The 13,088-nt window shown below is 72.6% G+C and carries 15 protein-coding genes; 6 read left to right on the top strand and 9 right to left on the bottom strand.

The window, feature by feature from the left end; genetic code table 11:
- Window positions 1-22: 22 nt before the first annotated feature.
- Genes VGP36_19475 through VGP36_19465 form a run of 3 tightly spaced genes read right to left on the bottom strand, consistent with a single transcriptional unit; the run spans window position 23 to window position 2,227 of the window.
- Window positions 23-850, bottom strand: a complete 828-nt coding sequence (locus tag VGP36_19475; GenBank protein ID HEV7656896.1) for a GNAT family N-acetyltransferase — start codon at window positions 848-850, stop codon at window positions 23-25.
- A gap of 19 nt (window positions 851-869) precedes the next feature.
- Window positions 870-1,094 carry a sulfurtransferase TusA family protein gene (locus VGP36_19470; protein HEV7656895.1) on the bottom strand — a complete coding sequence of 75 codons (225 nt, stop codon included), beginning with the start codon at window positions 1,092-1,094 and terminating at the stop codon, window positions 870-872.
- Window positions 1,091-2,227, bottom strand: a complete 1,137-nt coding sequence (locus VGP36_19465) for an aminotransferase class V-fold PLP-dependent enzyme (protein HEV7656894.1) — start codon at window positions 2,225-2,227, stop codon at window positions 1,091-1,093. The genes VGP36_19470 and VGP36_19465 overlap by 4 nt, the downstream gene beginning before the upstream one ends.
- Before the next feature lie 160 nt (window positions 2,228-2,387).
- Here VGP36_19465 and coxB point away from each other — a divergent pair, with 160 nt between their 5' ends.
- Genes coxB through VGP36_19450 form a run of 3 tightly spaced genes read left to right on the top strand, consistent with a single transcriptional unit; the run spans window position 2,388 to window position 4,845 of the window.
- The gene (gene coxB / locus VGP36_19460; protein HEV7656893.1) at window positions 2,388-3,263 is read left to right on the top strand and encodes a cytochrome c oxidase subunit II; all 876 of its coding nucleotides are present in this window, start codon (window positions 2,388-2,390) and stop codon (window positions 3,261-3,263) included.
- A 13-nt stretch (window positions 3,264-3,276) separates the two neighbouring features.
- Window positions 3,277-3,702 (top strand): cytochrome c oxidase subunit 4, encoded by a 426-nt coding sequence (locus VGP36_19455; protein HEV7656892.1) that lies wholly within the window; start codon window positions 3,277-3,279, stop codon window positions 3,700-3,702.
- Window positions 3,703-3,705: 3 nt separating this feature from the next.
- The gene (locus tag VGP36_19450) at window positions 3,706-4,845 is read left to right on the top strand and encodes a winged helix DNA-binding domain-containing protein (GenBank protein HEV7656891.1); all 1,140 of its coding nucleotides are present in this window, start codon (window positions 3,706-3,708) and stop codon (window positions 4,843-4,845) included.
- A gap of 274 nt (window positions 4,846-5,119) precedes the next feature.
- Here the strand turns inward: VGP36_19450 and VGP36_19445 are convergent, their stop codons facing one another.
- From VGP36_19445 to VGP36_19430, 4 genes are read right to left on the bottom strand one after another with little or no spacing between them, the layout of a single operon-like run.
- On the bottom strand, window positions 5,120-6,790 hold the full coding sequence (locus VGP36_19445; protein ID HEV7656890.1) for a ubiquinol-cytochrome c reductase cytochrome b subunit: 1,671 nt from the start codon (window positions 6,788-6,790) through the stop codon (window positions 5,120-5,122).
- Complete coding sequence (locus tag VGP36_19440; GenBank protein ID HEV7656889.1) at window positions 6,787-7,842, bottom strand: Rieske 2Fe-2S domain-containing protein; 1,056 nt, start codon at window positions 7,840-7,842, stop codon at window positions 6,787-6,789. Before VGP36_19440 ends, VGP36_19445 begins: the two co-directional genes overlap by 4 nt.
- Entirely contained in the window at window positions 7,839-8,675 is an 837-nt protein-coding gene (locus tag VGP36_19435) for a c-type cytochrome (protein HEV7656888.1), read from the bottom strand. The genes VGP36_19440 and VGP36_19435 overlap by 4 nt, the downstream gene beginning before the upstream one ends.
- Before the next feature lie 53 nt (window positions 8,676-8,728).
- Window positions 8,729-9,325, bottom strand: a complete 597-nt coding sequence (locus tag VGP36_19430) for a heme-copper oxidase subunit III (GenBank protein HEV7656887.1) — start codon at window positions 9,323-9,325, stop codon at window positions 8,729-8,731.
- A 632-nt stretch (window positions 9,326-9,957) separates the two neighbouring features.
- On the opposite strand from VGP36_19430, the gene VGP36_19425 reads away from it, so the two are divergent.
- Together VGP36_19425 and trpD are read left to right on the top strand one after the other, a co-directional pair.
- Window positions 9,958-10,377 carry a hypothetical protein gene (locus VGP36_19425; protein HEV7656886.1) on the top strand — a complete coding sequence of 140 codons (420 nt, stop codon included), beginning with the start codon at window positions 9,958-9,960 and terminating at the stop codon, window positions 10,375-10,377.
- 10 nt (window positions 10,378-10,387) lie between these two features.
- Complete coding sequence (gene trpD, locus VGP36_19420; GenBank protein ID HEV7656885.1) at window positions 10,388-11,440, top strand: anthranilate phosphoribosyltransferase; 1,053 nt, start codon at window positions 10,388-10,390, stop codon at window positions 11,438-11,440.
- Window positions 11,441-11,511: 71 nt separating this feature from the next.
- Here trpD and VGP36_19415 read toward each other — a convergent pair whose 3' ends face one another.
- Both VGP36_19415 and VGP36_19410 read right to left on the bottom strand, forming a co-directional pair.
- Window positions 11,512-12,441, bottom strand: coding sequence for a sucrase ferredoxin (locus tag VGP36_19415; protein ID HEV7656884.1), 930 nt, complete (start codon window positions 12,439-12,441; stop codon window positions 11,512-11,514).
- 42 nt (window positions 12,442-12,483) lie between these two features.
- Entirely contained in the window at window positions 12,484-12,762 is a 279-nt protein-coding gene (locus VGP36_19410) for an Lrp/AsnC ligand binding domain-containing protein (protein HEV7656883.1), read from the bottom strand.
- On the opposite strand from VGP36_19410, the gene VGP36_19405 reads away from it, so the two are divergent.
- Window positions 12,698-13,088: substrate-binding domain-containing protein (locus VGP36_19405; GenBank protein ID HEV7656882.1), on the top strand; the 391-nt coding region annotated here is incomplete at its 3' end. The genes VGP36_19410 and VGP36_19405 overlap by 65 nt on opposite strands.

Raw genomic sequence — 13,088 nt, 5'->3', positions numbered from 1 at the left:
ATCGTCGGGGTCCAGCAGCGGCTCAGTATTCCAGGCGCCAGTTCACCCACTCGCCGACCGGTCGGAAGCCGACGCGGGTGTACACGCCGACCGCGGTCGGATCCGCGTCGTCGGCGTAGAGCAGCACCCGGCCCGGCCGCAGCTCGGCGGAGACGGCGGCGGTCGCGGCGGCCGCGTACCCGTGCCGGCGGTGCTCGCGTGGCGTCCAGACCGGGCCGATCCGGGTCGCGCCGGCGACCGCGGGGTTGTGACCGACCATGCAGACGGGCGTGCCGTCCACCCACCACAGCCAGTGCCGGCCCTGGCCGATCAGGCGCCGGGTCGACCCGATGGAGTCGGGATGCATCGGCTGGCCGGTCTCGGCGCCGAAGTCCTCGTACCACTGGGCGCAGAGCTCGACGTCGTCGTCGGCGGCCCGGACCAGCTCGCCCGGTACGCCGCCGGGCGGGGTCAGCTCGCCCAACTCGTACAGGTGCTGGGTCACGGTCCGGCGGGCGGTCGCCCCGGCCGCGGCCGCGTACGCCCGGGCGAACTCGGTCGACTCGGCGGTGAATCCCGACACGCCGAGCCAGCCGGGCTCGGCCGCCGCGGCCAGCACCGTGCCGGCGCCGGGCGGCAGGGCGGACAGCGTCACCCCACGGGCGGTGAACTTCACCGCCGCCCCGGACACGTCCCCGGCCGGACCGGCCAGCCAGGCCAACCAGGTCTCCTCGTCGTCCAGCGGCACCGAGCCCTCGCGGCGCAGCATCGTCAGCGTGGCCGGGACCGTGTTCCGGATCGGGTCGCGCTCCAGCCAGGGCAGCACCCGATCCGCGTACGCCCCGAAGTCCTTCTCCACCACCCAGTCCATGCCGCCAGGATGCGCGCGATCAGGCTTGTCGCCGTACCGAATAAATGGGGACTCCGTCGGGCGCGGTGGTCTCACCGGCGTAGTCGTGGCCGCGCATCCGGCACCAGGCCGGGACGTCGAGGCGGGCGGCCGGGTCGTCGGCGGCGACCCCGATCAGCTCGCCGACCGCGACGTCGCCGATGTGCCGGGCCAGCTCGATGACCGGCAGCGGGCAGCGCCGGCCGCGCTGGTCCAGGACGATCACAACCCCTCCAGCCCGACCCGAAGTTTCGCCACGATCCAAGGCAGTACGGCCAGGAACCGCTCGACCTCGTCCTCGGTGGTGTCGCGGTGCAGGGAGACGCGCACGTTGCCGTGTGAGAGCACGCCCATCGCCTCCAGCACGTGCGACGGCGTCAGCGTGGACGAGGTGCAGGAGGAGCCGCTGGAGACCGCGAACCCGTGCCGGTCCAGCTCGTGCAGCAGCGCCTCGCCGTCGACGTACAGGCAGGAGAACGTGACGAGGTGGGGCAGCCGGTCGACCGGGTGGCCGGCCACCTCGACGTCCGGGACGGTCGCCGCGACCCGATCCCGGATCCGGTCCACCAGCGCCGACAGCCGCGCGTTCTCGGCCGGCGCGGACCCGGCGACCGCCTCCAGCGCGGCCGCGGCGGCGACGATCGCCGGCACGTTCTCGAAGCCCGGCACCCGGCCGCCCTCGCGCTCGTCGGCCGGCAGCGGGCTGCGCCAGCGGGTCCCGGTCCGGACCACGAGCACGCCGACCCCGGGCGGGCCGCCCCATTTGTGCGCGGACGCCGACAGCAGCGACCAGCCCGGCGGCACCGGCAGCCGGCCGGCCGACTGGGCCGCGTCCGTGTGCAGCGGTACGCCGAGCTCCCGGCAGCCGGCCGCGACCTCGGCCACCGGCTGCAGCGTTCCGACCTCGTGGTTGCCGGTCATCAGGCTGGCCAGCGCGGCTCCGGCGGCGGCATTCGTGAACGCGGCCGGGTCGACCCGGCCGTCCCGGTGGACCGGGACGGACGCCGCCGAACCACCCGCGGCCACGTGCCGCCCGGCGGCGTGCAGCACGCAGGAGTGCTCGACCGCCGAGTGCACGAACCGGGTCCCGGCCCGGCGCCGGCCGGCCAGCCCGCCGAGGACGGCCAGGTGCGCGGCCTGGGTCCCGGAGGCGCAGAACGTGACCTCGTCCGGGCGGGCCCCGAGCACGGCCGCGACCGCCTCCCGGGCGCCGTCGAGCAGCAGCCTGGAGCGGCGACCGGCGCCGTAGAGCGTGGCCGGGTCGGCCCACCCGTCGGCGAGCGCGGCGGCCAGCGCGGTCGCCGCCGCCGGGTGCAGCGGCGCGCCCGAGGCCGCATCCAGGTATGCCCCGTTCGCCACGCCCTCACCGTAGAGCGGACACACCCACCCCCGCCGGGCCGACCCGGTCCCTCCCGGGTAGTCTCCGGGTGCTCGGGAAGTGCCCGGGTGCACGGAGTCGGTGCAGGTCGGCAGCGGAGGCGGGCACGTGGGTCGCGGTCGTTCCGGGCGGGTCGCACGGATGTCCGTGGGCGCTCTGGCGCTCATGCTCAGTCTCGGCGCGTGCTCGACGTCCCAATGGGACAAGGCGTTCGGGTTCGGCTGGCCGGAGGGCATCACCACCCAGTCGCACGCGGTGCGCGGGCTCTGGACCTGGTCGATCGTGGCCGCGCTGATCGTCGGCGTGCTGGTGTGGGGCCTGATCTTCTGGGCCTGCATCGCGTATCGGCGGCGGGACGGGGAGCTGCCCCGGCAGACGAAGTACAACCTGCCGATCGAGGCGCTCTACACAGTGGTGCCGTTCATCATCGTCGCGGTGCTGTTCTACTACACCGTGGTCACGCAGAACATCGTCACCACGACCAAGCCCAAGGCCGACACCACGGTCTCGGTGACCGCGTTCAAGTGGAACTGGCAGTTCGGATACGACGACCGCAAGGACCCGCGGACCAGCCAGGCCGTCTACACGGTCGGCACGTCCACCGAGATCCCGGTGCTGGTCGTCCCGCAGAACCAGAACGTGCGGTTCGTGGTCAACTCCAACGACGTGATCCACTCGTTCTGGGTGCCGGACACGCTGTTCAAGCGGGACGTCTTCCCGGCCGCGACCAAGAACCAGAACAACGTCTTCCAGATCCGCCCCGAGGTGCTGGGGACGTACGTCGGGCGTTGTGCCGAGCTGTGCGGGACGTACCACTCCCAGATGAACTTCGAGATGCGGGTCGTCTCGACCTCGGACTACCAGCGCTACCTCAGCGCGCTGGCCTCCTTCGGCAACGACGACCAGGACCGTCAGGCCAAGGCGCTGACCGCGATCGGGCAGCCGGCCCAGGCGACCACGACCTACCCGTTCAACCCCGACCGGACGGCCCGCGCGCCGTCCGAGCCGACGAACTAGGAGGCGGTGGGGGATGCGCACCGAGGCACGGCTGTTCGGGGCCTTCTGCGGGCTGTTCTTCGCCTTCGCCATCGCGTACGCGGTGTGGGGCAAGATCGAGGACGGCAAGATCGAGGTCATCGGCACCACCGCGCTGATCCTCAGCGGCGGGCTGGCGCTCCTCATCGGCAGCTACTTCTGGTTCATCGCCCGCCGGATCGACCCGCGGCCGGAGGACCGGCTCGACGGCGACATCGCCGAGGGCGCGGGCGAGCTGGGCTTCTTCAGCCCGGGCAGCTACTGGCCGATCACGATCGCGCTGGCCGCGATGATCGCCGGGCTGGGGCTGGCGTTCACCGAGTGGTGGATCGTCGCGCTCGGCATCATCGGCATCCTGTTCTCCGTCGGCGGCCTGCTGTTCGAGTACTACACGCGCGGCCACACCTCGCCGACCTTCTGACCGGTGCGCGCGCCGGCCGTCCCGGCCACCTGGGACCAGGTTCTGGCGCGTCGGCTGGCGGCGCAGCAGTTGCTCGACACCCCGGCCACCGGTGGCCTGGTTCCGTTGGTCCGGCGGCTGGGCGGAGTGCACGCCCAGGTCGGGTCGTCGGCCGAGGCCGCGATCTGGCTCCGTACGGGCGGGGCGCTCGGGCCGGCCGCCGTACGGCGGGCGCTGACCGGCGACCGGACGCTGGTGAAGACCTGGGCGCTGCGCGGCACGCTGCACCTGCTGCCGGCCGCTGACCTGCCCACCTGGGCCGCGGCGCTCGGCACCCGTAGCTTCCCCCGCCCCCGGTCCTGGTACGACTACCACGGCGTGACGCCCGAGGACATGGCCGCGATCGAGGCGACCGTGCCGTCGGTCTTGAGTGGGACGCCGGCCACCCGGGAGTCGCTCGCCGCGGCCGCGGCGCAACGGTCCGGGCGGCCGCACCTGGAGCAGGTGCTGCTGTCCGGCTGGGGCGCGGTGCTCAAGCCGATGGCGGCGCGCGGGCAGCTGGCGTTCGGGCCGCCGGACGGGCGGAGCGTGACGTTCGTGGCCCCGCCGGCGTGGCTGGGGGAGTGGGAGCCGGTCGAGCCGGCCGCCGCGGTGGCGTTCCTGCTGCGCTCCCTGCTGGAGGCGTACGGGCCGCTGGGGCTGGACGAGCTGACCCGGTTCACCGCGCTGGACAAGCCCGTGCTGCGGACGGCCGTCGCCGGGCTCGGGGACGAGCTCGTCGAGCTGGACGTCGAGGGACGGCGGGGGTGGGTGACTCTGGGCGGTGCTGCGGAGGTCGCCGCGGCCGAGCCGAGTCGGACGGTGCGGCTGCTGGCGGGGTTCGACCCCTACACGGTGGGGGCGCTGCGGCAGCTGGACGTGCTGGTGCCGGCGCCGGAACTGAGATCGGCGGTCTCCCGGACCAGCGGGTGGATCTCGCCGGTGCTCGTCGACGGCGGGCGCATCGTCGGCACCTGGAGCCAGGAGGTCGCCGGCGGGCGGCTGCGGGTGGAGATCACCCCGTTCGGCCCGCTGCGCCGCGGTGTCAAGACCGCCGCCGCCACCGAGGCCGCCCGGTGGGCCACCTACGCCGACGCCCCCCTCGTCCTCACCTGGACCGCGTAGCCCCCGCCGACAAGTCGACCCACCGACGACCGACGCGATCACCGCGCCGACGTCCGGACCGCCGACACGCTGCCGCCGCTGACCTCAACCCCGGCGAAACCAGGCCCGTACCGGCGGCCCGCCTGACGGCGGCCCAATGGCCGCGGGCCAGTGAGGGCGGGCGAGTGAGGGCGGCCCAGTGGCGACGGCCCGTGACGGCGGGCCCGTGACGGCGGGCCCGTAGCAGCAGAAGGCCCCGCCGGCTGATCGCCGGCGGGGCCTTCTGGTGACGAACTCAGAGTTCGGGTTCCTTGGGGCGCCCGGCCAACTGGCGGTCGATCGGCTCGGCGTCGATCGGCTCGGCGTCGATCTCAGGCCGCCCATGCCCACCGGCCGCGACGCCGGTGTCCGGCGACTCGCCCGGATCCGGCACCTTCCAGAGGAATCCCTTGACCTTGCGGCCGGGGTTGGTGATGCGGTTCATCCGCTTCGGCACCGCGAACCCGGCGTACTCCAGCTGCCCGTGGCCGTGCTCGTCGACCGGCCCCAGCGGCTGGTGCACCTCGATGAACTCGCCGTTCGGCAGCCGTTTGATGATGCCGGTCTCGACGCCGTGCTCGAGGATCTCGCGGTCGTGCCGCTGCAACCCCAGGCAGAGCAGGTACGAGGACGTGTACGCGATCGGCGGCAGGATGATCAGCGCGATCCGCCCGATCCAGGTCATCGCGTTCAGGCTGATGTCGAACTTGTTGGCGATGATGTCGTTGCCACCGGAGATCAGCAGCACGGCGTAGAACGACAGCGCCATCGCGCCGAGCGACGTGCGCACCGGCACGTCCCGCGGCCGCTGCAGCAGGTGGTGCAGCGCTCTGTCCTTGGTCATCCTCGCTTCGAGGAATGGATAGATCGCCAGCAGCGTGAACATGATCCCGGGCAGCACGACCGTCGGCCAGAGGACCGGCGAGATCGTGTAGTGCCAGAACCTGATCTCCCAGGCCGGGAACAATCGGATCGAGCCGTCCAGGAAGCCCATGTACCAGTCGGGCTGGGTACCCGCACTCACCTGCGCCGGGTTGTACGGCCCGTACAGCCAGACCGGGTTGATCTGGAACACCCCGGACAGCAGCGCGACCGCGCCGAAGACGAGGAAGAAGAACCCGCCGCCCTTGGCCCCGTAGGACGGGTACATCCGCTCGCCGACCACGTTGTCCTCGCGCCGCCCCGGCCCGGGGAACTGGGTGTGCTTCTGCAGCACGACCAGCCCGACGTGGACCGCGATGAGCGCCAGGATGATGCCCGGGATGAGCAGCACGTGCGCGATGTAGAGCCGGGGGATGATCTCGGTGCCCGGGAACTCCGAGCCGAACACCGCGTACGCCACCCAGGTGCCGACGACCGGGATCGACAGCATGATCGCGTGGGCGATCCGCAGGCCCGTGCCGGAGAGCAGGTCGTCCGGCAGCGAGTAGCCGGCGAAGCCCTCGAGGATGCCCAGGGTGAGCAGGCCCACGCCGAGGATCCAGTTGAGCTCACGCGGCTTGCGGAACGCGCCGGTGAAGAACGTCCGCAGCATGTGCACGGTCATCGCGGCCACGAACAGCAGCGCCGACCAGTGGTGGATCTGCCGCATGAGCAGACCGCCGCGGACGTCGAAGGAGATGGCCAGCGTCGAGTCGTACGCCCGGGACATCTCCACGCCGCGCAGCAGCGTGTAGCTGCCGTTGTAGTGGACCTCGGCCATCGACGGGTCGAAGAAGAACGACAGGTAGGTGCCGGACAGCAGCAGGATGATGAACGAGTAGAGGGCGATCTCGCCCATCATGAACGACCAGTTGTCCGGGAAGACCTTGTTCAGGGTCGCCCGGGTGAACTTGGCCGCGGTGTAGCGCTCGTCGGCCCAGTCCGCCGCGCGGCCGACCGCGCTGGCGGGCGGCTTGCCCGTGGAGCGTTCGGTCGTCTGGCTCATGGCCGCTCCCAGAAACTGGGTCCGATGGGCTCGTCGAAGTCCTTCTTCGCGACGAAGTATCCCTCGTCATCCACGGTGATCGCGAGTTTTGGCAACGGACGGGCGGCCGGGCCGAACACCGGCTTGGCGTCCTGCAGCAGGTCGAACTGCGACTGGTGGCACGGGCAGAGCAGCCGGCCGGTCTGCTGCTCGTAGAGCGAGGCCGGGCAGCCGGCGTGCGTGCAGATCTTCGAGTAGGCCAGGTAGTCCTCCCAGCCGAAGTCCGCCTGACCGGCCCGCGCCCGTACGGTCTGACCGGGGCGCAGCCGGACCAGCAGCACCACGGAGTCGGCCACGACCTGCGTGGTCAGGCCGTCCGGAGTGGCGGGGAACACGGTCGCGATGCTGCCGGCCTCGAGGTCGCCGGGCCGGATCAGCCGCCGGTCGGCGGTCATCAGCCGCACGCCCTGCGACCAGCCGGTGCGGAACAGCTCGCCCTTGGGCTTCTTGATCAGGCCACCGAGCGGCACGATCGCGAGCGCGCCCAGCGCCAGGCCCGAGAGCCCGAGAGCCCGCTGCAGCAGCGAGCGGCGGGCGATGCCGGTCATGCCGATGCCGTCGGCCAGGATCGCGGTGGTGGTCTCCCGGTTGGCCGCGGTGGACCGGCCGCTGTGCCGTTCCTGGACCGTCTCCTCCTCGGTGATGAGGAGTTTGGCCCAGAGGACCGCGCCGACGCCGAAGCCGAACAGCGAGATCGCCATCGTCACGCCCATGACCGGGGTGAACCAGACGTAGTCCTTGTTGCTGATGTCGTACTGCCAGGGCAGCACGATGTAGAACACGGTGAACGCGAGGGCGCCGAGGAAGGCCATCACGAAGCAGGCCGCGACGGCCCGCTCGGCCCGGCGCTCGGCCTTGGTCCCGGGGACCGGGAACCGCTCGCGCCGGTGCAGGATCGTGACGCCGTCGAGCTCGGTGGCGATCTCGGTCTGACGCTCCACGTCGGACCCGCGGAACTCGTCGAGGTCGACCTCGCCCGGCGTGCCGTCGGCGGGGTGCTGGGGACCACTCACGATTTCGCTCCGATCCACAGGATCATCAGCATGATGGCGCCGATGCCCAAGATCCAGATCACCAGGCCCTCGGGCACCGGTCCGAGGCGCCCGATCCCGCTGCCGCCCGGGTCGCCCTCGGTCTTCAGCGTCTGCACGTAGTTGGTGATCGCCTGCTTCTGATCGGTGGTCAGCTGGTTGTCGCTGAACACCGGCATGTTCTGCGGGCCGGACAGCATCGCGGTCCAGAACACCTTGTCGCTGGCGTTGGTCAGCGACGGCGCGTACTTCCCCGCGGAGAGCGCGCCGCCCCGGCCGGCGAAGTTGTGGCAGGAGGCGCAGTTGAGCCGGAACAGCTCGCCGCCCTCGGCCAGGTTCGCGTCGGTGCCGCGCAGGTCGCCGGTCGGGACCTCGGGACCGCCGCCGATCGACTGCACGTACGCCGCGATCTGCAGCGTCTCGGCCTCGTTGAAGGCCGGCTTCTTCTCCTGGATCTGCGCGCTCTGGGCGGCCACCGGCATCCGCCCGGTCGAGACCTGGAAGTAGACCGCGGCCGACCCGGTGCCGATCAGCGACGGGCCCTTGTTCAGCACGCCCTGCAGGTTCTGGCCGTGGCAGGTGATGCAGGTGACCTCGAAGAGCTGCTTGCCCTTGCGGATCTCGACCGGGTCGTCGGCGGGCGCCCCGGCGGCCGCGGCGGCGCTCTGGGAATGCGGAGTCGCGGCCGCGGCAACGGTCGCGTACGCCACGCCGACGGAGCCGAGGGCCAGCGCCAGCGCGAGCGCGCCGGTGACCCGGCGGCGCATCCGCGAGCGCGGCCTGCGGCCCTTCTTCGTCGAGGGGCGGTCCGTCATCGGGTTCTCCACCTTCGGTGTCGGCGCGCTGTCGTCGGCGGGCGGCACAGCGCTCACTGGATCAGGTAGATCGTGGCGAACAGCCCGATCCAGACCACGTCGACGAAGTGCCAGTAGTACGACACCACGATGGCTGCCGTGGCCTGGGCCGGGGTGAAGCGGCCCATCGTCGATCTGACCAGCACGAAGATGAAGGCGATCAGGCCGCCGATCACGTGCAGGCCGTGGAAACCGGTGGTGATGTAGAAGACCGAGCCGTAGCCGGTCGCCGAGAGCGTGGTGCCCTCGCCCACGAGGCTGCGGTACTCGTTGGCCTGGCCGAGCACGAAGACCAGGCCGAGCACGAAGGTGAACAGGAACCAGCGGCGCAGCCCGTAGACGTCGCCGGCCTCGGCCTTGAACACCCCGATCTGGCAGGTCACCGAGGAGGAGACCAGGAAGATCGTGACCACCAACGCGTACGGCACGTTGAGCTCGGTCGGTTCCATCGGCCAGTTGCCCGGGTGCGCCGCGCGCACCGTGAAGTACATGGCGAACAGGCCGGCGAAGAACATCAGCTCGCTGGACAGCCAGATGATGGTCCCGACGCTCACCATGTTGGGCCGGGTGAGCGAGTGGGCCGTGCTGCCCTCGTACGTCGCCGTCGTCACGGCAGCATCATTCCACGGGCCCTGTCATCCCACCCGTCGGGGTCGAGTGCGTGTTCGCGCAGGTCCGAGGGGTTCTCAGGGTTCGCGGGCGGCCCTTTACCAACCGGTACGGCGACCCTCCCGGCACGGTTCGACGCCTCCACCCGTGAGCACGGAGGGTGACGATCGTTCGTGGTGACGTTCCGCGACCAAGCGGGCCGTTTCGCGACCGCGTCACGCCTGCCCCAGGCGTGACCCGCTCCGGTCGGTGGTAATGACCTGCGGGTCGTTGGGCCGTACGGGTGATATCCACCCTCGCGTACGGCGTGTCGCCCGGTGCGCCGGGCGGCGGCCCCGCCGCATCGTTGACCACGTGGCGTGACCGACTTACAGTTCGCGGGTCCGATTCGGCGCCACCCCCTGGCCCGAACGGCACCGTCTAGGAGGCGGAGGAGACGTGGTCTCTGGATCCCGTCCCGGCAGCAGCTCGCAACGCGCGGTGCGCAAGGTCTCCACGACCCGGCGTGAGTGCGCGGTCTGCGGTGAGCGGCTTTCGGCTTACAACCCGGGTCCCAACTGCTTCGTCCACTCGACGAGCGCGTCGCACCGCCCCGACGCCTGGCAGCGTCGCTGACTGCTTCTAGACTGCGGCCATGACCGCAGCGGGTGCGCCGTCCACCGTGATCGTCTTCAGTCATGATCCGCTGGTACGCGAGCAGGTCCGCTCGGCGGTCGGCCGTCGCCCCGCCGCCGATCTCGGCCGCATCGACTGGATCGAATGCGCGACCGGCGCCGAGGTCGTCGCCCGCATCGACGCCGGCGGCGTCGACGTGGCGATCCTCGACGGGGAGGCGCAGCCGACCGGCGGGATGGGCATCAGCCGGCAGCTGAAGTACGAGATCGAGGACTGCCCGGCGCTGTGCGTGCTGCTCGGCCGGCGCGACGACCGGTGGCTGGCCACCTGGTCGCTGGCCGACGCCACCATCGACCGCCCGCTCGACCCGGTCACCGCCGCCGAGACGGTCGCGCGGCTGCTGCGCGACCGCGCCCGCGGCGTGCCGGTCATCCGGTAGGGGCAGCGCGGTGACGGGCCCGCGGAGCTGGCCCGCGGTGCTCTCGACCCTGGTGGCCGGGGAGTCGCTGGAGGCCGCCGACACGGCCTGGGCGATGGGCGAGATCATGGCCGGCGAGGCCACCCCGTCCCAGCTGGCCGCGTTCGTGGTGCTGCTGCGGGCCAAGGGCGAGACCGCGGCCGAGCACGCCGGGCTGGTCGAGGCCATGCTCACGGCCGCCGCCCGGGTGCAGGTCTCCGGGCCGCTGCTGGACGTCGTCGGTACCGGCGGCGACCGGGCCAACACGGTCAACCTCTCGACCATGTCCGCGCTGGTCGCGGCCGGGGCCGGGGCCCGGGTGGCCAAGCACGGCAACCGGGCCGCGACCTCCTCGGCCGGCGCCGCGGACGTGCTCGAGGTGCTCGGAGTGGCGATCGCGCTGCCGGCCGCGGGCGTGGCCCGCTGCGTCGACGAGGCCGGCATCGGGTTCTGCTTCGCGCCGGTGTTCCACCCCGGCATGCGGCACGCGGGCGTGACCCGGCGGGAGATCGGCGTCCCCACGGTCTTCAACTTCCTCGGCCCGCTGACGAACCCGGCCCGGCCGAGCTCGCTCGCGGTCGGCTGTTCGGACGCGCGGATGGCGCCGATCATGGCCGAGGTGCTGGCCGGGCGGGGCGACAGCGCGCTGGTCTTCCGCGGCGACGACGGGCTGGACGAGCTGACCACGACGACGACCTCGCGGGTCTGGGTCGTGCACCACGGCACGGTGACCGAGCAGCGGCTCGACCCGGCCGAGCTGGGCGTGGCCCCGGTCGACCGGGACGCGCTGCGGGGCGGGGACGCCGCGTACAACGCCAAGGTGGCGCGGAACCTGCTGGCGGGGGAGCGCGGGCCGGTGCGGGACGCGGTCCTGCTCAACGCCGGGGCCGCGCTGGCCGTGTACGACGGGCTGGGCTCGTCGCTGCTGGCGGCGATCGCGGGCGGGATGCAGCGGGCGGCGGCGGCGATCGACAGCGGGGCGGCGGCCGACGTGCTCGACCGCTGGGTCTCGGTCAGCCAGGACGCGGCCGAAGCGAAGGGCTGAGCCGTGCCGGGTCGGGCTCCCGCTCCGGCCGTCCCGGACGGTCGGCCGCCGCGACGGCCGGAGCGGGAGAACTAGGAGAGCTCGACGAGCTCGTCCACCGAGTAGCCGCACGGGTTGGTCGGCCCGGCGCACCGGCTGGTGCCGCAGACGCCGAGCGGGTGCCGCCCGAGCCGGACGCCCATCCGCGCCCCGCCGGCCCGGACGACGACCATCCCGGTCTCGTCCTCGCCGACGGGCTCGACGTCATCCAGCCCGTGCAGCCCGGTCACCCGGCGGACCGCGATCTCCGCGACCTGGGCCCGCATCCCGACCGAGGTCCGCCCGCGCAGCAGTTCCGGCAGCACCCGGCCGTCGTCGGCCGCGGCCGCCAACCGGGGCGCGCTGACCGAGGTGACGTGCCCGTACAGGAAGCCGCCGGGCAGCACGAGCACGTTGCCGGCGAACCGGTCGCCGCCGAGGTGGGTGGTCTCCCAGACCCGGCCCGGCGCGGCCTCGGCCAGCGCCTTGGCCACCGGCCGGCCGAGGGTGGCGCAGCACATGTCCTTGGTGCCGTGGGTGCAGACGCCGAACACGGCCTCGGTGATCGGCGTGCCGACCCCGCCCTGTCCGGCCGCGACCGCGGCCAGGTCGACGTCGGCCAGCTCGCGCAGGTCGGAGATCTCGAGGCGCTCCAGCCAGCGGCGGCCCGGGTGGGCACTGCCGACGAGCACGGTCCGGCGGCTCGGCGCCCCGGACCGGTAGCCGGGCCGGCGGACCAGCAGCGGTCGCAACCCGTGCCGCCGGCGCAGCTCCCCCAGCTCGCGCAGTCGCCGACCGGGCAACGCTTCGGCCAGGACCCGGTCGGCGACGTCGCGGGCCCACGCCTCAGGATGCTCGATCAGCACCCAGGACCGCATCGGGGTCGCGGTGCCTTCCGGGGTCTCGCCGAGCGTGCGCGCGACGGTGGCGCAGCCGGGCGCGGGCGTGGCAGTCGGAGCCTCTCGGGACGCCACGGCTGTCATGAGGAAAGGTTAGCCTGCCCTAACTCGTAGGGCCAGACCGGGTCATTCGAAGCCGATGGAGAAAGCAGCCTCGAGGTCGTGGCGCGAGTACGCCCGGAAGGCGATGTGGGTCGAGGTGTCCAGCACGCCCGGCACCTTGTCCAACTGCCCGGCGATCACGTCGGCGACCTGGTCGAACTCGCGCACCCGCACGATCGCGACGAGATCGACGTCGCCGGCCACCGAGTACACCTCGCTGACGCCGTCCAGGGCCGCGATGGCCTCCGCGACCTCGGGGATCGCGTCGGTGGCGGCGGTGACCATGACGATCGCGGTGATCACTTCGGCAGCCTACCGGGTCCGCGGCCGGCCGGAAGGCGATCGCCGAGCTCGGGTTCGTGCCCAACCGGGCCGCCCGGACGCTGGTGACGCAGCGGACCGACACGGTCGCGCTGGTCGTGTCGGAGTCGGAGGAGCGGTTCTTCGCCGAGCCGTACTTCGCCGGGTGCCGGACGACGTGGCCGTGGTCGGCTTCGACGACTCGCCGTTCGCGCCGCACACGGACCCGCCGCTGACGACCGTGCACCAGCCGGTCGACGCGATCGGCCGCGAGATGGTCCGGCGGTTGCTCGCCCGCATCGGCGGTGGGAAGCCGGAGCAGGACCTGG

The sequence above is a fragment of the Mycobacteriales bacterium genome (assembly GCA_035995165.1).
Classification (GTDB): domain Bacteria; phylum Actinomycetota; class Actinomycetes; order Mycobacteriales; family CADCTP01; genus CADCTP01.
Note: the sequence above shows the minus strand (reverse complement) of the source record. Positions and strands in the feature narration are given on the sequence as shown.